The organism is Microbacterium suaedae, from assembly GCF_003254645.1.
In the GTDB taxonomy this organism is placed as follows: domain Bacteria; phylum Actinomycetota; class Actinomycetes; order Actinomycetales; family Microbacteriaceae; genus Microbacterium; species Microbacterium suaedae.
In genome coordinates this window covers 474004-495485 of record NZ_PNFD01000003.1, presented here as the reverse complement: position 1 = coordinate 495485, position 21482 = coordinate 474004, and the positions used below count along the sequence as shown (strand labels likewise).

At 70.1% G+C, this 21482-nt stretch carries 13 protein-coding genes; all 13 read left to right on the top strand.

From position 1 onward, the window contains the following. The first annotated feature begins 21 nt into the window (after positions 1 to 21). Positions 22 to 2658, top strand: a complete 2637-nt coding sequence (locus C0012_RS11800) for a family 78 glycoside hydrolase catalytic domain (protein WP_110587979.1) — start codon at positions 22 to 24, stop codon at positions 2656 to 2658. Positions 2659 to 2690: 32 nt separating this feature from the next. Continuing rightward, the gene (gene uxaC / locus C0012_RS11795) at positions 2691 to 4085 is read left to right on the top strand and encodes a glucuronate isomerase (RefSeq protein WP_110587980.1); all 1395 of its coding nucleotides are present in this window, start codon (positions 2691 to 2693) and stop codon (positions 4083 to 4085) included. Beyond that, entirely contained in the window at positions 4082 to 5404 is a 1323-nt protein-coding gene (locus C0012_RS11790) for a mannitol dehydrogenase family protein (RefSeq protein WP_110587981.1), read from the top strand. The genes uxaC and C0012_RS11790 overlap by 4 nt, the downstream gene beginning before the upstream one ends. Before the next feature lie 75 nt (positions 5405 to 5479). Next, complete coding sequence (locus tag C0012_RS11785; RefSeq protein ID WP_110587982.1) at positions 5480 to 7036, top strand: ABC transporter substrate-binding protein; 1557 nt, start codon at positions 5480 to 5482, stop codon at positions 7034 to 7036. Between the two features lie 50 nt (positions 7037 to 7086). Further along, on the top strand, positions 7087 to 8028 hold the full coding sequence (locus tag C0012_RS11780) for an ABC transporter permease (RefSeq protein ID WP_110587983.1): 942 nt from the start codon (positions 7087 to 7089) through the stop codon (positions 8026 to 8028). After that, complete coding sequence (locus tag C0012_RS11775) at positions 8025 to 9845, top strand: dipeptide/oligopeptide/nickel ABC transporter permease/ATP-binding protein (protein ID WP_232527908.1); 1821 nt, start codon at positions 8025 to 8027, stop codon at positions 9843 to 9845. Before C0012_RS11780 ends, C0012_RS11775 begins: the two co-directional genes overlap by 4 nt. Continuing rightward, a complete protein-coding gene (locus tag C0012_RS11770) occupies positions 9842 to 10669 on the top strand; it encodes an ATP-binding cassette domain-containing protein (protein WP_110587984.1) in 828 nt (275 codons plus the stop codon). The genes C0012_RS11775 and C0012_RS11770 overlap by 4 nt, the downstream gene beginning before the upstream one ends. Before the next feature lie 24 nt (positions 10670 to 10693). After that, entirely contained in the window at positions 10694 to 11920 is a 1227-nt protein-coding gene (locus tag C0012_RS11765) for a glycoside hydrolase family 1 protein (protein ID WP_110587985.1), read from the top strand. Between the two features lie 4 nt (positions 11921 to 11924). Continuing rightward, entirely contained in the window at positions 11925 to 13184 is a 1260-nt protein-coding gene (locus tag C0012_RS11760; protein WP_162621755.1) for an MFS transporter, read from the top strand. Positions 13185 to 13269: 85 nt separating this feature from the next. Beyond that, entirely contained in the window at positions 13270 to 15057 is a 1788-nt protein-coding gene (uidA, locus tag C0012_RS11755) for a beta-glucuronidase (RefSeq protein WP_110587987.1), read from the top strand. After that, on the top strand, positions 15057 to 16046 hold the full coding sequence (locus C0012_RS11750) for a Gfo/Idh/MocA family protein (protein WP_110587988.1): 990 nt from the start codon (positions 15057 to 15059) through the stop codon (positions 16044 to 16046). The genes uidA and C0012_RS11750 overlap by 1 nt, the downstream gene beginning before the upstream one ends. Next, positions 16043 to 19051: a glycoside hydrolase family 2 TIM barrel-domain containing protein gene (locus C0012_RS11745; protein ID WP_198411130.1), complete on the top strand. Its 3009-nt coding sequence runs from the start codon at positions 16043 to 16045 to the stop codon at positions 19049 to 19051. Before C0012_RS11750 ends, C0012_RS11745 begins: the two co-directional genes overlap by 4 nt. After that, a complete protein-coding gene (locus C0012_RS11740; protein WP_110587989.1) occupies positions 19051 to 21471 on the top strand; it encodes a glycoside hydrolase family 3 N-terminal domain-containing protein in 2421 nt (806 codons plus the stop codon). The genes C0012_RS11745 and C0012_RS11740 overlap by 1 nt, the downstream gene beginning before the upstream one ends. Positions 21472 to 21482 lie beyond the last annotated feature (11 nt).

The window sequence follows — 21482 nt, the reverse complement described above, 5'->3', positions numbered from 1 at the left end:
AGCACACGAGAGAGGAATCCGATGGACGCGCCGCATGATCTCCGCATCGACGCTGGGGGCGATTCGTTCCCCGTCAGCGGACCGTCTCCGACGATGACGTGGAAGCCCTCCCGCATCGCCGCGACTGAGTGCGAGGTGGAGGTGAGCATCGACGGCGACCGTCCGCGTCACGCGACGACGAGCGGAACCTCGCTGACGTGGCCGTGGCCGCCGCTCTCGGGGCGCGAGCGCGTGTCGTGGAGGGTTCGGGACACGGACCCGGGGGCGACGTGGTCATCGATGGCCGAGTTCGAGGCTGGGCTGTTCGACCCCGATTGGCGTGCCGAATGGATCTCGCCCGTCGAGGATGACGACCCCGGCTACGGCGCCCGTCCCGCATTCCTGTTGGCGGCGAACGTCGAACTGCCCGCGGCGGCGCGCTCCGCGCGGCTGTACGCGACCGCGCTCGGCGTCTACGTGGCAACGATCAACGGCCATCGCGTCGGTACGACGGAGCTCGCGCCGGGTTCGACCTCCTACCACCGAACCTTGCACGCACAGGCCTACGACGTGACGGATCTGGTGCGCGCCGGCGAGAACCGCCACGAGATGGAGCTGTCTGACGGTTGGCATCGCGGACAGGTGGGGGCATTCCGCGAGCCCGCCCAATGGGGAGACACGACGGCCGTCCGCGCGGAGCTGCACGTCGATCTTGTCGACGGTCGCACGGTCGTCGTCCCGACCGATGCGTCGTGGACGTCGTCGCGGTCGCCGGTCGTGCGGGCCGACCTCATGGACGGCCAAACGACCGACCTCACGGCGACGGCCGGACCCCCGCGCCCGGTGAGGGTCGGCGTCGTCGTGGCGCCGCCTATCAGCTGGTCGCCGGCGCCGCCCGTGCGTGTCGTGGAGGCGCTCGATCCGGTCCGGGTGCTGCGTCCCCGCTCAGGGAAGTGGATCCTCGACTTCGGGCAGAACGCGTCCGGATGGATTCGGATGCGCGACCTCGGTCCCCGCGGTGCGCGCACAGTCATCGAGTACGGCGAGCACGTCGGGCCGGACGGCGACCTGACGACCGTCCACCTCGACGCGGAGCGGCCGGGCGAGCAGCCGCGGGCGTTCGTCCAGCGCGACGAGGTCATCGCCGGGGGAGGCGCGGACGTCTTCGAGCCACGGCACACCGTCCACGGTTTCCGGTACGCGCGCGTCACGCGCTCCGGGGCGCCGTTCGATCCGTCATCGACCGAGATGCGGATCGTCCAGACGGACATGCGCGAGACGGGGGAGTTCGCCTGCGGCGACGCCGACCTGGAGCGCCTGCACGACATCGCGGCGTGGAGCTTCCGCGGCAACGCCGTCGACGTGCCGACGGACTGTCCGACGCGCGAGCGGCTCGCTTGGACGGGCGACTACCAGTGCTTCGTTTCGACGGCGACGCGGCTGTTCGATGTGCTCGGCTTCAGTCGGAAGTGGCTCGCGTCCGTGCGGGACGACCAGCTGGATGACGGCCGGATCGCCAACTTCTCGCCGGACGGGCGCCGGATCCGAAGGAATCCCGACGCGCAGTTCGCGCAGATGACTGGATCCGCAGGCTGGGGCGACGCGATCGTCGCCGTGCCGTGGGAGCTGTACACGGAGTACGGCGACGCACGCGTGCTCGACGAGAACTGGGAAGCCATGGTCCGCTGGGTCGAGTGGGCGCTCGAGATGGCCGCGACCCGCCGTCACCACGAGCGCGAGGCGCGTTCCCCCGAGCCGGAGCCGTTCGAGCGCTTCCTCTGGGACGGGACGTTCCACTGGGGCGAGTGGCTCGAGCCGCGCGTCCGCGACGCGCAGGGCTGCACCGTCGACCCGGTGAAGGACGACCCGCGGGGGTGGTTCATGTCCGACAAGGGCGAGGTGGGCACCGCGTACCTCTTCCGCTCTGTCGGCACCCTCGCCCGCATTGCGCGGATCCTGGGACGGTCGCGAGACGGCGAGCGGTACGCCGCTCTGGCGGATCGCATCCGTGACGCCTGGCGATTGGCCTATCTCGGTGCGGGCGGGCGGACGGCGACGGACACGCAGGCCGCATACGTGCGCGCCCTCGCCTTCGGGCTGATGCCCGACGAGCTGCGGACGGCGGCGGTTGATCGCCTCGTCGCGCTCATCCGCGCGGCGGGCAACCACCTCGCGACCGGCTTCCTCTCGACGGGCGACCTCCTGCCCGTGCTCGCCGAGGCCGGTCGGGCCGACGTTGCCTTCGACGTGCTCTTGCAGCGGTCCGCGCCCTCGTGGCTCGCCATGATAGATCGCGGCGCGACGACCGTGTGGGAGGACTGGGAGGGTATCGACGAGCACGGCGTCGCGCACGAGTCCCTGAACCACTACAGCAAGGGCAATGTCGCCCTCTTCCTCCACACCCATGTCGTCGGAATCCGCCAGGCGCCGGGTTCCGCCGGGTGGCGCGAGATCGTCATCGCGCCGACGCCAGGAGGAGGCCTCTCGACGGCGCACGCCGCGCACGAGACGCCGCTCGGACGCGTCGAGGCCGCGTGGTGCATCGAGGGCGGCGTGCTCCGCGTGCGCGGCGAGGTCCCACCCGGGGCGACGGCGTGGATCGTTCTGCCCGGAGGTACGGAGCGCCGTGTCGAAGCGGGTGTGTTCTACGCCGAGGAATCCATTCTGGCAATCGATTGACAATCCGAATCAGGTCACGCAGACTGGAACGCATGTTCGCACCACGACGACGTGACCCCGATCGCCTCCTCCCCGCAGATCCGCGGGCCCGGGGCATCGCACGCGCTCTCTACGGCGCAGTCGCCGACGCGCCGATCATTTCGCCGCACGGACACGTGCCCGTCGACTGGCTCGCCGACGACGCGCCCTTCTCCGACCCCACATCGCTGCTCGTCTCGCACGACCACTACGTGACCCGACTCCTGCACGCGGCGGGCGTCGATCTCGCGGCGCTGGGCGTCGGGGGCGCCGAGGTCGAGCCGCGCGCCGCGTGGCGGCGACTCGCCGAGAACTGGAGCCTCTTCGCCGGGACGGCGTCGGGCTACTGGCTCGACGAGGAGCTCGCCGGAGTTTTCGGCATCGATGAGGAGCTGTCGGCCGCGACCGCCGATCGGATCTACGACGCGATCGCCCGCCGAATCGCCGAGCCGGACTTCCGTCCGCGCGCCCTCTTCGAGCGGTTCGGGATCGAGTTCCTCGCGACGACCGACGACCCGCTCGACGACCTCGCGTGGCACGACGAGATCGCCGGCCGACTGCCGGGACGTGTGGCCCCGACGTTCCGGCCGGACGCCTATCTCGATCCCGACGCGCGCGGGTTCGCCGAGCGCGTCGAGCGCCTCCTGGCGGCAACCGCGTCACCCGCGACCTTCCGCGGATACCTGTCGGCCCTCGAGCAGCGTCGCGCGCATTTCATCGCCCACGGTGCGGTGTCGGCCGATCACGGGGTCGAGGATCCGTACACGGTGGACCTCGACGAGGGGGACGCCGAGCGGCTGTTCCAGACCGTGCGCAACGGAAGGGCCTCGGCCTCCGAACGGCGCGCCTTCCGCGGGCACATGCTGCTGCAGATGGCGCGCATGAGCGTGGATGACGGGCTCGTGATGACCCTCCATGCGGGCGTGCTGCGCAACCACAGCACCGCGACGTTCGATTCGCACGGGCCGGACTCCGGCCACGACATCCCCGTCCCCACCGACTACGTGCGCAACCTGCGGCCGCTGCTCGAGAGGTTCGGGCTCGCGAAGGACTTCCACCTCGTCCTCTTCACGGTCGACGAGACCGCGTACTCTCGCGAGATCGCGCCGCTGGCGGGCTTTTATCCGTCAGTGTTCATAGGCGCGCCCTGGTGGTTCCTCGACGCACCCGATGCGGTTGGCCGGTTCCGGTCGGCGGTGACCGAGACGGCCGGCTTCTCGCGGGGATCCGGGTTCATCGATGACACCCGTGCGTTCCTTTCCATCCCCGCACGACACGACATGGCGCGACGCTCCGACGCGGCCTTCCTCGCGCGGTACGTCGTCGAGGGCCGGATGACCGAGTCCGTGGCCGAGCGGATCATCCGCGACATCGTTGGGCCCCAGCCGAAGCGAGTGTTCAAGCTGTGACCGGCCTCGACCGCACCCGACCCGCGCCGCCCGTCCGCATCGTCCACCTCGGGCTCGGCGCCTTCAGCCGGTCGCACACCGCCTGGTACACCCACGCGGCCGACGATGCCGACGACTGGGGAATTGCCGCGTACACCGGGTCGAGCACCCGACTTCCGCGCGCGCTCGCCGCGCAGGATGGCGTCTATACCCTCGTCGAGCGCGACGCCGACGGCGACCGAGCCGAGCTCATCGAGAGCGTCGTGCGCGCGCACGCCGGCGGCGACGTCGAGGCGATGTTGGACGACATCGCGGCGCCCGAGACCGCCGTCGTGACGCTGACAATGACCGAGGCGGCGTACGACCTCGACCTCGACGATCCGCGCCGCGCTGCCGACATGGCGGCGCTCGCGGGCGGCCCCGGTGCGCCGGTGACCGGCCCGGGCCGCCTCCTGGCGGGCCTCGAAGCCCGCCGCCGCGCGGGATCCGGACCGCTGACGCTCCTCTCATGCGACAATCTGCCCGACAACGGGCACCGCCTCGAGGGCACCCTGATCGGCTGGGCACGCGAGCTGCCGGACGGTCTCGCGGAATGGATCGCCGAGAACATCGCCTTCGCCTCGAGCTCCGTCGATCGGATCACGCCGAGCATCGGCGAGGAAGAGCTGTCCGCCCTCTCGAGTCGGTACGACGACCGCGTCCCCGTCGTGGCGGAGCCCTTCCGCGACTGGGTGATCAGCGGAGAGTTCCCCGCGGGCAGGCCCCGGTGGGAGTCGGCGGGAGCGCGAATCGTCGACGATCTCGCGCCCTGGGAGGCACGGAAGCTCTGGCTCCTGAACGGCGCGCATACCCTTCTCGCGAATCTTGGGTCGCTGCGCGGACACGAGACCGTTGCCGAGGCGATCGCGGATCCGGTGTGCCGGGAGGCCGTCGACGCCCTGTGGGACGAGGCGGAGCGCAACCTCTCACCGGACCTCGACATCGCGAACTACCGCGCGTCCCTGCTGCGGAGGTTCGCCAACCCGCGCATCGTCCACGAGCTGCGGCAGATCGCGCGCGACACCCCCCTCAAGCTCGGGGTGCGCGTCGCGCCTGTCGCGCTCCGCGAGCTCGAGGAGGGGCGCTCCGCCGCCGCGTGCGCGTTGGCGTTCGCCGCCTGGCTGGCGGTCGAGGGCGTCGCGCCAGACGACGCGATCGCTGCGATCTCGCGCGTGTCGCCCGAGCTGGCGGCGGATGGCGGCTTCGTCGCGGCCGCCCGTGAGCGACTCGCTGATCACGATCCGGATACGGGATCGGAGAGTAATGGCAATCGATTGACAATCAATCCGACCGCTGATTGACTTCTCACATCGAGCAGACGCATCACCCGTGAAACCCGCGGCTGCCCGTACCCGAACCATTCGAAGGGGAATGACATGTCTTGGACCATCCGACCGAAGGGCCGGCGTGCGTCGGCCGTCGCGGCCGTCGCCGCAACTTCAGCGCTCGTGTTCGCGGGCTGCAGCGCCGGTGCCGAACCGGAGGCCGAGGGGGGTGCGGGGGAGACGGAACGCGACCTCGCGATCGCCGTGCAGTCCGGCCCGAACTCACTCGATCCCGCGCAGGTGGTCGACGGCCAGCAGATGTTCGTCTGGACGTCCGTGCTCGACACGCTCCTGGCGCGAGATAGCGAGACGGGCGAGCTGATCCCGCACGCCGCCGAGAGTTGGGAGTACAACGAGGACGGCACCGTGCTCACGCTCCAGCTCCGCGAGGGCATGACCTTCAGCGACGAGTCGTCGGTAGATGCGGCCGCCGTCGCCGCCACGATGGAGCGCACGCGCAAGACGCCGGGGGCGGTGCAGTCGAAGTTCGAGAAGGTGTCCGAGGTTGTCGCGGTCGACGACCTCATCGTCGAGGTGCGCTTCGATGCGCACGACCCGCAGTTCATCTACAACCTCGCTCTCGGCGCAGGGGCGATCGGCCATCCCGACACGCTCGACGATCAACGTACCGAGACCGATCCGATCGGCTCCGGTCCGTACACGCTCGATGTCGAGAACACCGTGGCGGGTACGACGTACGTGCTCGAGAAGCGGGACGATCACTGGAACGCCGACGCGATCGAGGTCGACACCTTCACGGTGCGCGTGCTGCCCGACCCGACGGCGGCGTTCAATGCGCTGCAGGCGGGCGAGATCGACGCCGCCGGCGTGCGGGCCGAGATGCTCGCGCAGCTCGACGAGAGCCAGTTCACGTTCAGCGAGATCGAGGCCACGGCCGTGGTCGTGCTGGACATCCTCGACCGCGCGGGTGAGACGTGGCCAGCTCTCGGCGACGAGCGCGTGCGCCAGGCCCTCAATCTCGCGGTGAACCGCGACGACTTCGTCACGGGGCTCCTCGGCGGGCAGGGGCAGGCGACGGAGCAGGTCTTCAACCCGCAGGGCGAGGTGTACGACCCGGCGCTCGAGGGCGCCTACGAGTATGACCCGGAGCGCGCGCGTGAGCTGGTCGAGGACGCCGGCTACGTCGGCGAGACCTTCGAAATCCCCAGCACCTTCCTCTCGACGAGCTTCGAGCCCGCGATCTCGCAGGCGTTCGAGGACGCGGGGCTGAAGGTCGAATGGGTGTCCGTGCCGCCGCAGCAGGCGCAGTCCGCGCACCTATCGGGTGACTACGGCATCTCGTTCCAGATTGTTGGATTCAACTCCGACCCCGCGGACGCCTTCTACCACTATGCGCTTGGCGGTTTCGGCAACCCGGCGAACTACTCCGATGACGTGCTCGAGGAGCAGTTCGCGACGATCAACTCGACGGTCGAGTTCGACGGCGCACTCGACGCCTACCGTGCCGTCAACGAGCACGCGGTCGAGCAAGCGCTCGAGGTGCCCATCGCCTACATCGGATCGACGTGGGCGGGTCGTGACGGCATCACCTACTCGACCGTCGGCGGCCTCCCGACGACGATCCGCGCCTTCGACTTCGAGGGCTGACCGACGCGCGGCGCGTCCGACGCGGCGCGCCGCGCGACAGGAGCATTGAGATGGCTTTCTACATCGTCAGACGACTCGCCGCCGGAGCGGTGCTCGCGCTGATCATCACCCTGCTCGTCTACCTCCTTCTCAGCACATCGTTCGAGGACGTGGCGCGCACGATCCTCGGACAGGGAGCGACGGACGAGGCGACGGCGGCCCTTATGGAGGCGCGGGGCTGGACGCGTCCGGTGATCGTGCAGTACGTCGACTGGCTCGGCGGCGCCGTGCGGGGCGACTTCGGACAGTCGGTGTTCACGTCGCTGCCGGTGCTGGCGTCCGTGATCCAGCGGCTCGCCGTGACGCTGTCGGTCATCGTGCCGGCGCTGCTGATCACGTCGATCCTCTCGGTGCTCCTCGGCGTGTGGGCCGCGTCGCGCGGGGGCTTCGTCGACCGCTTCGCGCAGATCATCGCGATCCTCGGGTTCATCCTGCCGGGCCTGCTCCTCGCGATCGGCCTCGTGGTCATCTTCGGCGTGCAGCTCGGGTGGCTGCCCGCGACCGGCTACGTCCCGTTCGGCGACGATCCCGCCGGATGGGTGCGCAGCATCACGATCCCGGTGATCGTGCTCGTGACGGCAGGGGTCGCGAATATGTCGGCACAGGTGCGCGGGCGGATGATCGACGAGCTCCGCCGCGACTACGTGCGCACCCTGCGCACGCGCGGCATCCCCTACCGCCGGATCGTGATGAAGCACGCCCTCCGCAACGCGGGGAGCCCCGCCCTGACGGTGATGTCGCTCGAGTTCATCCAGATGTTCGGCGCGGCGCTCATCATCGAGAACGTGTTCGCCCTCCCCGGCTTCGGCAGCTACGCATTCAATGCGTCCCTGCAGGGCGACATCCCCGTCATCCTCGGCATCTCCGCATTCGGCGTGGTTCTCGTCACGATCGTGAACCTCGTCACGGACATCGCCAACGGCTGGCTGAACCCGAAAGCGAGGATCCGATGAGCGGCTCCGACGACCACACGACGAAGACCATCAGGACGCCCAGCACCGAGACGATCGTCACGGCGAAGGGCACAGCATCGACGCGCACACCGATGTGGAAGAAGATCCTGCGTGACCCGCAGGCGGCGATCACCCTCTCCATCCTCGCGGCAATCTTCATCCTCGGTGCGCTCACGCCGCTGATCGCCCCGCACGGGCCGAACGAGGCCGATCTCGGCATGGTCAACGCGCCCGTCGGCACACCGGGATATCTGCTCGGCGCCGACGAATCGGGCCGCGACATCCTCAGCCGGATGCTGCACTCGATCAACACGGCCGGAATCTCGGCCCTCCTCGGCACGACCGTCGCGCTCATCGTCGGCGTCGCCGCCGGCCTCGTCGGCGGATACTTCGGCCGGGCGACGCAGTCGATCACCGAGTGGCTCTTCGCGCTGATCATGACGCTCCCCGGCGTGCTGCTGCTCATCATCCTCATGCCGATCACGGGGGGCGACTATCGCTGGACGATGCTGATCTTCGGCGTGCTCCTCGCGCCCGGCATCTACCGCATCGTCCGCAATCTTGTGCTCGGCGTGAAGAACGAGCTGTACGTCGACGCCGCCCGCGTCTCGGGTCTGGGTAACGTGCGGATCCTCGCGCGGCACGTCCTTTCGATCGTCCGCGGCCCGATCATCATCGCGACTGCCTTCATGGCCGGCACCGCGATCAACGTGCAGTCGGGCCTCGCGTTCCTCGGCGTCGGGTCGAAGGAGATCCCGAGCTTCGGCGCGATGATCTCCTCGGGCTTCCGGAACCTCTACATCGCGCCGACGCAGTTCCTGTGGCCGAGCCTGCTGCTCGGCGTCATCACCGCCTCGTTCGTGCTGCTCGGGAACGCGCTGCGCGACACGCTTGAGGGATCCAAGCCGAAGGCCGCGAAGGGCGGAGTCGGACAGCGGGTGGTCGCCGAACCGGCGGCGACGGCTGACACGGCCGCGGAGGAGGACGTGATCCTGGCGATCAGCGATCTCGGCATCGCCTACCCCGGGGTCGACGGCGAGCTCAATGAGGTCGTCCGCGGCGTGGATCTGACCCTCAAGCCCGGAGACGTGCTGGGTCTCGTCGGCGAGTCCGGCTCGGGTAAATCCCAGACGGCCTTCTCGACGCTCGGAGTGTTGCCGCCCGAGGCGGTCATCACGAGCGGGTCCATCCGCTTCGACGGGCGCGAGCTCCTCGGCCTGGACGACCGGCAGATGTCGGCGCTCCGCGGCAGCGACATCGCCTACATCCCGCAGGAGCCGATGTCGAACCTCGACCCGACGTTCCGCGTCGGCGCGCAGCTCGTCGAGGGCGTGCGGGCCGCGACGAACGTGTCGCGGAAGGAGGCGAAAAGCAGGGTCATCGCGTTGCTCGATCGGTGCGGCATCCCGGATCCCCAGCGCACCTTCTCCTCGTACCCGCACGAGATCTCCGGCGGCATGGCGCAGCGCGTGCTCATCGCGGGCGCCGTCGCAAGCCGACCCCGGCTGCTCATCGCCGACGAGCCGACGACCGCCCTCGACGTGACGGTGCAGGCCGAGATCCTCGACCTGCTGCGCGACCTGCAGGACGAGCTCGGTATGGCCATCCTCCTCGTCACGCACGACTTCGGCGTCGTCGCCGACATCTGCGATCGCATCGCGGTCATGAAGACCGGCGAGATCGTCGAGAAGGGATCCGCCGAGGCCATCTTCGGCGACCCCCGGCACGACTACACCCGCATGCTGCTCGGCTCGATCCTCGACGAGGACACCGTGCGCACCGATCCCCCCGCGACGGCCGAGGAGGGCGCGTCATGAGTCTTCTCGAGATCGACGAGCTCCGCGTGAGCTATCCCGGACGTGGCTTCCGCGCGAAGCCGGTGGAGATCCTGCACGGGGTCTCGCTCGACGTCGGCCACGGCGAGACCGTCGGTCTCGTCGGTGAATCCGGGTCGGGCAAGACGACGATCGGTCGCGCGGTGCTCGGCCTTGTTCGCCCGTCGGACGGATCCATCCGGTACGCGAATCAGGAGATCGGCGGTCTGCAGGGCCGCGCGCGGCGCGGGCTCGCCAGTGAGATCCAGGTCGTGTTCCAGGACCCGTACACCTCGCTCAATCCGTCGATGACGATTGGCGACATCCTTGCTGAACCCCTCATCATCCACGGCGCCTCCGGGCGGGACGCGCGCTCCCGGGTACGGTCCCTGCTCGACCAGGTCGGCCTGCCGGCCGACGCGATCGATCGCCTTCCCCGTGAGTTTTCCGGAGGGCAGCGCCAGCGCGTCGCCATCGCGCGCGCGCTCGCTCCGGGGCCGAAGCTCATCGTCTGCGACGAGCCGGTTTCGGCGCTCGACCTCTCGACGCAGGCCCTGGTTATGGATCTCCTCGTCGACATCCAGCGCGAGACCGGGGTCGCCTACCTCTTTATTTCGCACGATCTGGCCGTCGTGCGGCACATCAGCCACCGGGTCGCCGTGCTCTACCGCGGCGACCTCGTCGAGACGGGCGACGCCGCGACCGTGACGTCGACGCCCGAGCATCCGTACACCGAGCGCCTCCTGCTCGCAGCGCCGGTCGCCGATCCCTCAGCCCAGCGCGAGAAGCGTGAGAAGCGCCGGCGGCTCCTGGCGGCGAAACCCTGACCTACTAATGAAGGAGATTGACGCATGAACGCATTCCCGGACAAGTTCCTCTGGGGCGCCTCGACTGCCGGTCACCAGATCGAGGGCGGCAACGTCAACAGCGACTGGTGGGCGCGCGAGCAGTCGACACCAGGGATGGAGCTGTCACTCGACGCCTGCGACAGCTATCACCGCTTCGACGAGGACATCGCGCTCCTCGCCGAGGCGGGTCTCGACAGCTATCGATTTAGCTTCGAGTGGTCGCGCATCGAGCCGATCCCCGGCCACTTCTCGCGCGCGGCTCTCGACCACTACCGGCGGGTCGTCGATGCGTGCCTCGCGCGCGGCGTGACTCCCGTCGTCACCCTGCAGCACTTCACGACGCCGCAGTGGTTCGCGGAGGCGGGCGGATGGACGTCGCCTGACGCATCCGACCGCTTCGTCCGCTACGTAGCCGAGACGACTCGGATCCTCGAGGGCGTCGAGTGGGTCGCGACGATGAACGAGCCCAACATGCAGGCGGCGATCATGACGGCGATGCAGCGCGTGTCGGCCGCCGCCGACGGAGAGTGGACGAGCCCAACCGTCGAGCGGGAGCAGTCCGGCGAGGATCGCCAGCGCGCGGCGCGCAACATGCTCGCGTACGCGGATCCCGAGATCGGGCGCATGTTCGCGGGAATCCACCACGCGGCGCGCGAGGTCCTACGCGAGCGAACTGACGCCAAGGTTGGCTGGACCGTCGCGGCGGGTGCGCTCACGGCCGCGCCGGGCGGCGAGGAGAAACTCCGCGAGGTGCGCTACGGCAAGGAGGACGTGTTCTGGGAGGGTAGCCGCGGCGACGACTGGGTCGGCGTGCAGGCGTACTCGAGCCAGGAGGTCGACGAGCACGGTCCGGTGCCCCACCCCCCGCACCCCGAGAACACACTCGTCGGCACCGCATACCGTCCGGACTCGCTTGGGATGGCCGTGCGCCACGCGGCGGAGGTCACGGGCGGCGTCCCGATCCTCGTCACGGAGAACGGGATTGCGACGGGCGACGATCCTCAGCGGATCCGATACACGCGCGAGGCGCTCGCTGGGCTCCGCGCGGCGATGGACGACGGGGTGGATGTGCGCGGGTACCTGCACTGGTCCCTCCTCGACAACTTCGAGTGGGGGCATTGGGAGCCGACGTTCGGGCTCGTCGCGGTCGATCGGGAGACCTTTGCGCGCGACCCAAAGCCCAGCCTCGCGTGGCTAGGCGATGTCGCCCGGCGGAACGGGCTCGCGTAAACGCGTGACGCCGCCGGCGTCTCCTTCATCGGAGCCCGTACCGCCGCGGGTGATCCTGCTACTCGTCGTCGCGACGTTCGGGACGGCGATGGCGGCCATCGTGCCGATGTCGTACTCCCTTGCCGTGCGCATCGAGCAGCTCGCGCCGGGGCGCCCCGATCTGCTCGGCGTGACGCTCGGGCTCGGGGCCGCGGCGACGCTGGTCGTCGCCCCCGTGACCGGCCTCCTCAGCGACCGCACACGCTCGCGCTGGGGCCGCCGCCGCCCTTACACGGTGGGGGGTGCGCTCGTCGGGGTCGCTTCCGTGCCCCTCCTCGCCCTCGCGCCGAACGTTGCGGTGCTCGCGATGGCGTGGATGCTCGGCACCGCGGCCTGGAACACCGCCGCGGGCTCGGTCGCGAACTGGCAGGCCGATCATCTCGCCCCGCGACAGCGCGGCAGGGTCGCTGGGATCACGGGCCTCGTCATGCAGGTCGCCCCGGTGGTCGGTATCGCACTCGTCGGCATCGTGCCGCACAGCGCGCTATTCGTGTTCGGCATTCCCGCGATCGGCGGTCTGCTCTGCCTCGCACCGTTCGCGGTCGTCGTCGACGATTCCGACACGAGGGCGCATCCGCGGGAGGAACGGCTGACCGTGGGACGTGTGCTGCGCAGCTACGCCTTCTCTCCGCGCGCCTTCCCGGACTTCACCTGGAACTGGTGCGGACGCTTCCTCTTCTTCATGGGAGTCATGCTCACCTCGAGCTTCACCGTCGTCTTCTACGCGCAGCGTCTCGAGCTCGCCGTGTCGGCGGTCGCCGGACTGCTCGCCCTATCGTCGGGACTCAGCATCGTCACGGCGTCGATCGGATCCCTCGGCGGCGGGTGGCTCAGCGATCGCGTCGGGCGGCGGCGCCCGGTCGTGCTCGCGGGGGCGCTCGTCTTCGCGACGGGGTCGGCGCTGCTCGCGTTCGCGCACGACGTGCCGTCGCTGATCACGGGAACACTCGTGACCTCGCTCGGCGTCGCCCTGTTCTCCGCCCCCGCGCAGGCGCTGACGCTCGACGTGCTGCCGAACCGCGAGACGGAGGCCGGTCGCTACATGGCGATCACGATGTTCTCGCAGAAGATACCGGGCGCGATCGCGCCACTCGTCGCGCCCATGATCCTCGGGGTTGGCGCCGCGGCGGGGGCGTCGAACTTCGCGCTGCTGTATGCCGTCGCCGCGTGCTGCGCCGTCGCGGGCGGCGTTGTCGTCTGCGCGGGCGTCCGCGGGACACGGTAGGCTCGACATTTAGGCAATCGGTTGCCATTCGATACGGAATCTGGTTCACTCGTCCTATCGGCAACGACGCACAGGAGGCCCCGCCATGCTGAAGCCCGTCCCCACTCCGACCCGCGAGCAGGTCATTCTCGACGGCGTCTGGCGATTCGCGATCGACTCGCGGGTCGGCGACGAACCGTGGGCGGCACGCCTCGACACGCCTCTCGAGGTCGCGGTCCCCGCGAGCTACAACGACCAGTTTGCCGACCCCGAGATCCGCGACCACGTCGGGTGGGTGTATTACCAACGCGACGTGCGCGTGCCGCGGGGCTGGGCGGGTGAGCGGATCCTGATCCGCTTCGACGCCGCGACGCACGCCGCACGGGTGTACGCCGGCGACGCGCTCGTCGGCGAACACGTCGGCGGGTACACGCCCTTCGATGTCGATATCACCGATCACGTCGAGGCGAGCGGGTCGTTCCGCCTCACCGTGGCCGTCGACAACCGGCTCACCAGGGAGACGATTCCTCCCGGCACGGTGACGACGACGTCTGACGGATCCCTGTCGCAGAGATATCTGCACGACTTCTACAACTACGCCGGGCTCGCCCGCTCGGTTCGGCTGCACAGCGTGCCGCGGGCCCACGTGACCGACATCGCCGTGACGACCGGCTATTCCGGGACGACCGGGCGCGTCGGATACGCCGTCGACGTCGAGGGAGCCGGCGACATCGCGGTGACGCTGCGCGACGAATCGGGCGCCGACGTGGCGTGCGGTACGGGGCCGGTCGGCGAGCTGGAGGTCGCCGACGTGCGGCTGTGGCAGCCGGGCGCGGCGTATCTGTACGACCTCGTCGTCGAGCTGCGCGCTGGCGGGGAGCTCGTCGATCAGTACACGCAGACCGTCGGAGTGCGCACGGTGGAGGTGCGCGGCACCGAGTTCCTCATCAACGGCGAGCCGTTCTACTTCAAGGGCTTCGGCAAGCACGAGGATACTCCGATTCGCGGCAAGGGCCACGACGACGCATTCCTCGTGCACGACTTCCAGCTGCTCGAGTGGATCGGCGCGAACTCATTCCGCACTTCGCACTACCCGTATGCCGAGGACGTGCTCGACTTCGCCGACCGTCACGGCATGGTGATCATCGACGAGACGGCGGCGGTGGGGCTCAACATGCTGATCGATGCCGGGATCTCGAAGGGTGGGGAGAAGCGCACCTTCGGCCCCGAGGTCATCGGCGACGAATCGCAAGCGGCCCTGGCGCAGCACGTGCGCGAGCTCATCGCGCGCGACAAGAATCACCCGAGTGTCGTCATGTGGTCGCTTATCAACGAGCCGGCCTCGAACGAGGACGGCTCGCGCGAGTACTTCGAGCCGATCGTGCGTCTGGCGCGCGAGCTCGACCCCTCCCGCCCGATCACCTTCTCCCTCGTGATGTTCGCGAACGCGAAGAACGATCAGATCGTCGACCTGTTCGACGTGATCAGCCTGAATCGGTACTACGGCTGGTACGTCACGCCGGGGGACCTGCGCACCGCCGAGAGTTACCTCCGGATGGATCTCGCGAGCTGGGAGGCGTTCGGCAAGCCGGTGATGATGACCGAGTACGGCGCCGACACGCAGCCGGGAGCGCACTCCATCTGGGACGGCCCGTGGACCGAGGAGTATCAGGCGAGTTTGCTCGACATGTATCACCGAGTGTTCGACGAGGTGCCGTACTTCGTCGGGGAGCAGGTGTGGAACTTCGCCGACTTCCAGACGTCGAACGGCACGCACCGCGTCGAAGGAAACAAGAAGGGCGCCTTCACGCGCGACCGCAAACCGAAGGCAGGCGCTCACGCGCTCCGGCGCCGCTGGACGTCGTTCGGCGACCGCAAGCCCGGCACGGACTGATGAACGCTCCGGGGCTCGGCTGGGCCGTCATCGGCACGGGCGGGATCGTCGAGCGATTCGTTCCCGACATCCACACCGCCGGCGAGCGCGTCGCCGCCGTCTGGGGCCGCCGGTCGGACGCCGCGCGCGACGTCGCGGCGCGGCACGCGATCGACGTGCACGATGTCGACCTCGATCGGATCCTCGCGCGCGACGACGTAGACGTGGTCTACGTGGCGACCCCGCCCGCCACGCACCTCGAGATCTCCCTCCGCGCTCTCGACTCCGGCAAGCATGTGCTCGTCGAGAAGCCGCTCGCAACCGCGGCCGGCGACGCCGATAGGATCCTCGCGCGGGCCGCCGAGCGCGGCCTGTTCGCGATGGAGGCGATGTGGATGAAGTTCAATCCGCTCCATCGCGAGGTGATGCGCCGCATCGGCGAAGGCCTGATCGGCGATCCGCACTACGTGCGCGGCGGATTCGGGATGCCCTTCCCTCGCTCCGGATCGCGGTGGCGCGCCGAGCTCGGCGGCAGCACCGTGCTCGACCAGGGGATCTACCCGGTCACGCTCGCGAGCTGGGCGCTCGGGGCGGTGGCCGATGTCTCGGCGTCGGGCGGCGTCTCCGACGGCGTCGACACCCGCGCCGACGTCACGTTGCGCCACGCCTCGGGCGGCCTCTCGCACTCGTCCTGCGCCATGACGGAGTTCGTCGACCCCTCGGCGTCGATCAGTGGCACCGAGGGGTGGATCGAGATCCCAGCGATGTTCTGGGCCGGCGACCGCGCCCTCGTGCACGCCGGTTCCCGCGAGGCCGTGTTCCACACCCCTGACGAGATCTCCCGGCCGACGGACGGCAACGGATACGTCCCGATGATCGGCGAGGTCGCGCGCGCCGTCGCCGACGGGGTGCGCGAGCACCCCTGGCATGCACACGACGAGACGATCGAGATCCACCGCACGCTGGACGCCATCCGGGCTCGGATCCACGGGAACGGAGCGTCGGTGTGACCGCCGCGGTCGACACGACGGGGCTCGTCCACCTCGGGCGCCTGCCGATGACGACGGTGCGTCGAGGGTTCGACGTCGACCTCGACGGCGAATGGGAGTTCGCTCTCGTCGCATCGACCGACGCGCTCGACGGCGCCGCGTGGGGGTCGGCGCAGGTGCCTGGCCTTTGGACGATGTCGTCGGAGGAGGCCCGCCCGATCTATACCAACGTCCCCATGCCGTTCGACGACGTGCCGCCCACCGTCCCGTCGCGCAATCCGATCGGCGTGTACCGCCGCACGGCGCGGGTCGAGGCCGGAGACGACCGCGTGCTGCTCCACGTCGGCGCGGCTGAGGGCCACCTCCGGGCGTACGTCAACGGCGAACTCGTGGGCACGAGCGGCGACGCGCACCTCGCCGCCGAGTTCGACGTGACAGATCGGATCCGTCCTGGCGACAATGACATCGAACTGCACGTCGCGAAGTGGTCGGCCGCCTCCTACCTCGAGGATCAGGACCAGTGGTGGCAGTCGGGCCTTTCGCGGTCCGTCGGACTGATCGTCGTCCCCGCCGTGCACCTGAGCGACCTGCACGTCGATGCCGATTTCGACCCGGACGCGGGGGTGGGCCGGCTCACGCTCACGGCGTGGGTCGACGCGCTGGCCGCCGACACGGATCCGGGGCATGAGATCGTCGCGACGATCCTCGGCGCGGAGCACGCGGCGCCCGTCGCGGGCCGCGTGTTGGCGCCCACGATGCCGCCCCCGTCGCGGGACCGTTCGGTGCGCCCCGCGCCGCGGATCCCCGAGGACGCGATGGACATGCTGTCCGTCAACGCGGCCGGCGGCGCCGTCCCACCCGAGCTGCGGGCCATCCCCGACGCGGGCGGTATCGTCGCCCACCGCGCCACCTCGCCGGCCGGAACCGCGCGCATCGACCTCGAGGGCCTCGACGTCGCGCCGTGGTCGGCCGAGACGCCGGTGCTCTACGACCTCGCCGTCGAGCTCCGCGATCGCGACGGGGCGGTCGTCGATCGCACCTCCCTGCGCGTCGGCTTCCGTCGGGTGCAGATCGTTGGACCCGATCTGCTCGTCAACGGCGAGAGGATCCTCGTCCAGGGCGTCGCGCGCCACGACGTCGACCCCACGACGGGTCGTGTGATGAGCCGCGAGCGGATGGCCGCCGAGCTGTCGCTCCTCAAGCGCCACAACGTCAACGCCATCCGTACGGCGCACTATCCGAACGACCCCGTGCTCCTCGATCTGTGCGACCAGTACGGCCTCTACGTCGTCGACGAGGCGGACGTCGAGGGGCACGCGTTCGCGTCGACGATCGCGGACGACCCGCGCTACCTGACCGAGATCGTCGATCGGGTCGCGCGGATGGTGCGCCGCGACCGCAACCATCCGTCGGTCATCCTGTGGTCGCTCGGGAACGAGACGGGCCACGGGGCCGCGCACGACGCGGCGGCCGCGTGGATCCGCCGCGCCGACCCCACGCGCCCGGTCCACTACGAGGGCGCGATCGCCGATGACTGGCACGGCGGGCGCGCGGCGTCGGATGTCGTGTGTCCCATGTACCCGTCGTTCGCGGCCCTCGAGTCGTACGCGCGGGACTCCCGATCCGACCGTCCCCTCATCGCGTGCGAGTACGCGTACTCGCAAGGGAACTCGACGGGAGGGCTCGCCGAGTACTGGCGGATGTTCGAGACCTTTCCGAGGTTGCAGGGCGGGTTCATCTGGCAGTTCGCCGATCACGCCCTCGACCCCGACCGCGACGGGAGCTTCCGGTATGGGGGCGACTTCGGAGACCACCCGCAACCTGTCGCCACGATGCTCAACGGCATCGTGTTCTCCGATCTGCGCCCTCAGCCCGCCCTCCTCGAGGTTCGCGGCGTCTTCGCGCCCGCGCGGATCGTCTCGGACGCCGTCCTCGCCGCGGCGGGTCGCGTCGCGATCCGCAGCCGTCAGGCGTTCGCTGATCTGTCGTGGCTGCGGTTCGAGGCGCGCGTGGAGTCGGCGGACGGTCCGATCGCGACCGCTGATCTCGCGCTCCCGCGCGTCGTCGCCGGTGCGACGGCCGTCGTCGAGCTGCCGCCGGACATCGTGCGGGCCGTGCGCGCGCCGGGTGCGATCGCGTTGACTCTCGTCGGGCGCACCGCGGCCGACGCGCCCTGGGCGCCCGCCGGCACCGAACTGGTCGCGGACCAGGTGCGGCTGCTCGTCGCCGCAGCGCCCCTTCCCGTTCCGACACGCGCGCCCGCGCTCGATAGCGGCGGCGACGTCGTCGACGAGCTGCTCGCGAGTCCACCGCGGCTGTCGCTGTGGCGTGCGCTGACCGACAACGACATGGCCTTCGCGCTCGACCAGCGTTTCGTCCGATCGGGCTTCTTCCAGCTCACCCCCGAGGACGTCCGCGTCGCGCAGGCCGAGGACGCGGCGACGGTCGAGATCGCGTATCGGACTGCGTTCGGCGACCGCGTTGTCCACCGGCGCCGCGTCGGGGAAGTCGAGTCGCGTGACCTCGTCTTCGACGAGGAGGTGATCCTGCCCGAGGGTACCCGTGACGGCCTCCGCGTCGGCGTCGAGTTCGTGCTGCGCGATGGATTCGACGACACCTCCTGGGTCGGGCTCGGACCCTGGGAGAACTACCCCGATCGCCGCGCCGCCGCGCTGCTCGGCCGCTGGACGCAGCGCGTCGACGACTGGGCCGTCCCCTACGTGAGGCCTCAGGCCAACGGTACGCGCGGCGGGGTCACATGCCTCGACGTCTCGGGCTCCGCCGGCAGGATCCGCGTGGAGGCCCCGCATGGTCTGCACGCCACCGTCTCGCGGCACAGCGCCGACGAGCTCGAGGCCGCCGACCACTGGTGGGAGCTTCCCGCGCGCGCCGTGACGCGGATCCACCTCGACGTCGCCCACCGCGGCGTCGGAACGGGGTTGCTCGGCCCCGACACACGTCCACCCCATCGCCTCGTCGGCACCCACTACGCGTGGAGCTGGCGGCTCTCGCTCGAAGGATCATGATGACCGACACCTCACCCGACCGACTGCTCTCGCCCGCCGAGCGCGCGTCGCAGCTGCTCGCGCGCATGGAGCCGGCCGAGAAGGTCGCGCAGCTCACCGGCGTCCTGCCGCACACGCTCGGCGCGCCCGACAATATGACGCCCGAGGTCCTCCAGGCGCACCTCTCCCACGGCATCGGCCACATCTGCGGCGTGGGCACAGCCGTCGGAGGCGCCGCCGAGTTCGCCCGCCTCAACAACGAGCTGCAGGCGCACCTGCGCGACCGCACGCGTCTCGGGATCCCCGCGCTCCTCCATAATGAGGCGCTCAATGGCGTGCAGGGCGAGGCGTTCACGTCCTTCCCCACGGCGATTGGCCTCGCCGCGACCTGGGACCCGTCTGCGATCCGGGAGATGGCCGACCTCATCCGCCGCCAGATGCGCGCGACCGGCGTGCGCCAGGCGCTCGCGCCTGTGCTCGACGTGGCGCGCGACGCCCGCTGGGGCCGCGTGCACGAGACGTACGGCGAGGACGTGCTGCTCGCCTCGGCCTTCGGCGTCGCCTACGTCGACGGTCTGCAGGGCGACGACTTGCGCGAGGGCGTCATCGCGACCGCGAAGCACTTCCTCGGCTACGCGTGGAGCGAGGGCGGTCAGAACATGGCCGCGACGCACCTCGGTGCGCGCGAGTTGCGCGACGTGCACGCCGCGCCGTTCGAGGCCGCGATCCGCATCGCCGGCCTGCAGAGCGTCATGAACAGCTACTCCGAGATCGACGGCGCTCCCGTCGCCACCTCGCGCGAGATCCTCACCGATCTCCTGCGCGGGGAGCTCGGCTTCGACGGCACCGTCGTGTCCGACTACCGCAGCCTGTTCTACGTCGTCGAGCGCCAGGGCGTCGGCGACCGCGACCGCATCGCCGACGCGGGTCTATCGGCTGGGCTCGACGTCGAGTTGCCGTCGCCGTACGCGTACGGCCCCGAGCTCGTCGCGCGCCTCGAGCGCGGGGAGGCGAGCGGAGCCGACGTCGACGCCGCCGTGCACCGCACGCTGACCCACAAGTTCGCGCTCGGCCTGTTCGACGATCCCTTTGTCGACGACGACGCCGCACGCCTGACAGCCCTCGCCACGAGTGGGAAGGACCTGTCCCGGCGCATCACCGACGAGTCGGTCACGCTGCTCAAGAACGACGGCGCGCTGCCGATCGCGCCTGACGTGTCGTCCGTCGCCGTCATCGGCCCCCACGCCGACACGCTGATGTCGGGCTTCGCGAACTACACCCACCCGGCCTTCCTCGAGACACTGCGTGGAATGCTCCTGGGGAAGTCGCGCATGGCCGGGATGGAGGCAGCGCTGTCGGATGAGGATCCGGCCGCCGCCGAGAAGAAGAAGGCGAAGGCCGCGGCGATGGCGGGGCTCGACCCCGAGCGCCGGGCCCGCGAGACGCACGGGACGCCGACCCTCGCCGAGGCGCTCCGCGTCGAGCTCCCCGGGGCGAGCGTCGTCACGGCACCCGGGACGGGCGTGCTCGACGACGAACCCGCCGACATCGCGGCGGCCGTCGACGCCGCGCGCGACGCCGACGTCATCGTCGCGGCGATCGGCGGTCGATCGGCCGCGTTCGCCGGACGCGCGACCGAGGGTGAGGGATCCGATTCGGCGACGATCGAGATCCCCGCCAGGCAGGTCGAGCTCGTCGAGGCGCTCGCCGCGCTTGGAAAGCCCGTCGTCGCCGTGCTGTACATGGGCAAGCCGTACGACCTCTCGCGCATCGAGGGGCTCGTCGACGCGATCCTCACGGGGTATGTCCCGGGCCCGGAGGGCGGCGCGGCGCTCGCCGCGGTCCTCACGGGATCCGTCGCGCCATCGGGGAAGCTGCCGTTCACGATCCCGCGCCACGTCGGTCAGGCGCCGATCCATCACGCGCAGAAGACCGGTAGCGGGCAGCGCCGCACGGTGGCCGATCAGTTCACGGGATACATCGACCTCGAGAACACGCCTCTGTACCCCTTCGGTCACGGCCTCGGCTATACGACGTTCTCGCTGTCCGAGCTGGCGATCACCGACCCCACCGACACCGCGGGCACCGCGTCGATCGCGGTCACCGTGACCAACGACGGCCATCGCGACGGCGCCCAGGTCGTGCAGGTGTACGTCTCGGCGCCGGCGTACGCGATCACGCGCCCCGAGCGCCAGCTCGCTGGATTTGCGCGCGTGCCGCTCGCGCCCGGCGAGTCGCGCCGCGTCACGATCGAGATCGATCTGGCCCAGCTCGGCTACACCTGCGAAGACGGGCGGTTCGTCGTCGATCCCGGCGAGTACGGGGTGCGGTGCGGGTCGTCCTCCGAGGACCTCCCGCTCGAGGGGGCGTTCTCAGTGGCGGGGGAGCGCACTCTCGTCGCCGAGCCTCACGCGTCGTTGCCGCGGGTAACGGTCTCCTGATCGACGACGAG

Bases quoted from the DNA above. Each gene is read 5' to 3' on its own strand.
- C0012_RS11770 (WP_110587984.1), top strand. From the start codon at position 9,842: ATGAGTCTTCTCGAGATCGACGAGCTCCGCGTGAGCTATCCCGGACGT.
- C0012_RS11800 (WP_110587979.1), top strand. From the start codon at position 22: ATGGACGCGCCGCATGATCTCCGCATCGACGCTGGGGGCGATTCGTTC.
- C0012_RS11780 (WP_110587983.1), top strand. From the start codon at position 7,087: ATGGCTTTCTACATCGTCAGACGACTCGCCGCCGGAGCGGTGCTCGCG.
- uidA (WP_110587987.1), top strand. From the start codon at position 13,270: ATGCTGAAGCCCGTCCCCACTCCGACCCGCGAGCAGGTCATTCTCGAC.
- C0012_RS11775 (WP_232527908.1), top strand. From the start codon at position 8,025: ATGAGCGGCTCCGACGACCACACGACGAAGACCATCAGGACGCCCAGC.
- C0012_RS11750 (WP_110587988.1), top strand. From the start codon at position 15,057: ATGAACGCTCCGGGGCTCGGCTGGGCCGTCATCGGCACGGGCGGGATC.
- uxaC (WP_110587980.1), top strand. From the start codon at position 2,691: ATGTTCGCACCACGACGACGTGACCCCGATCGCCTCCTCCCCGCAGAT.
- C0012_RS11785 (WP_110587982.1), top strand. From the start codon at position 5,480: ATGTCTTGGACCATCCGACCGAAGGGCCGGCGTGCGTCGGCCGTCGCG.
- C0012_RS11765 (WP_110587985.1), top strand. From the start codon at position 10,694: ATGAACGCATTCCCGGACAAGTTCCTCTGGGGCGCCTCGACTGCCGGT.
- C0012_RS11740 (WP_110587989.1), top strand. From the start codon at position 19,051: ATGACCGACACCTCACCCGACCGACTGCTCTCGCCCGCCGAGCGCGCG.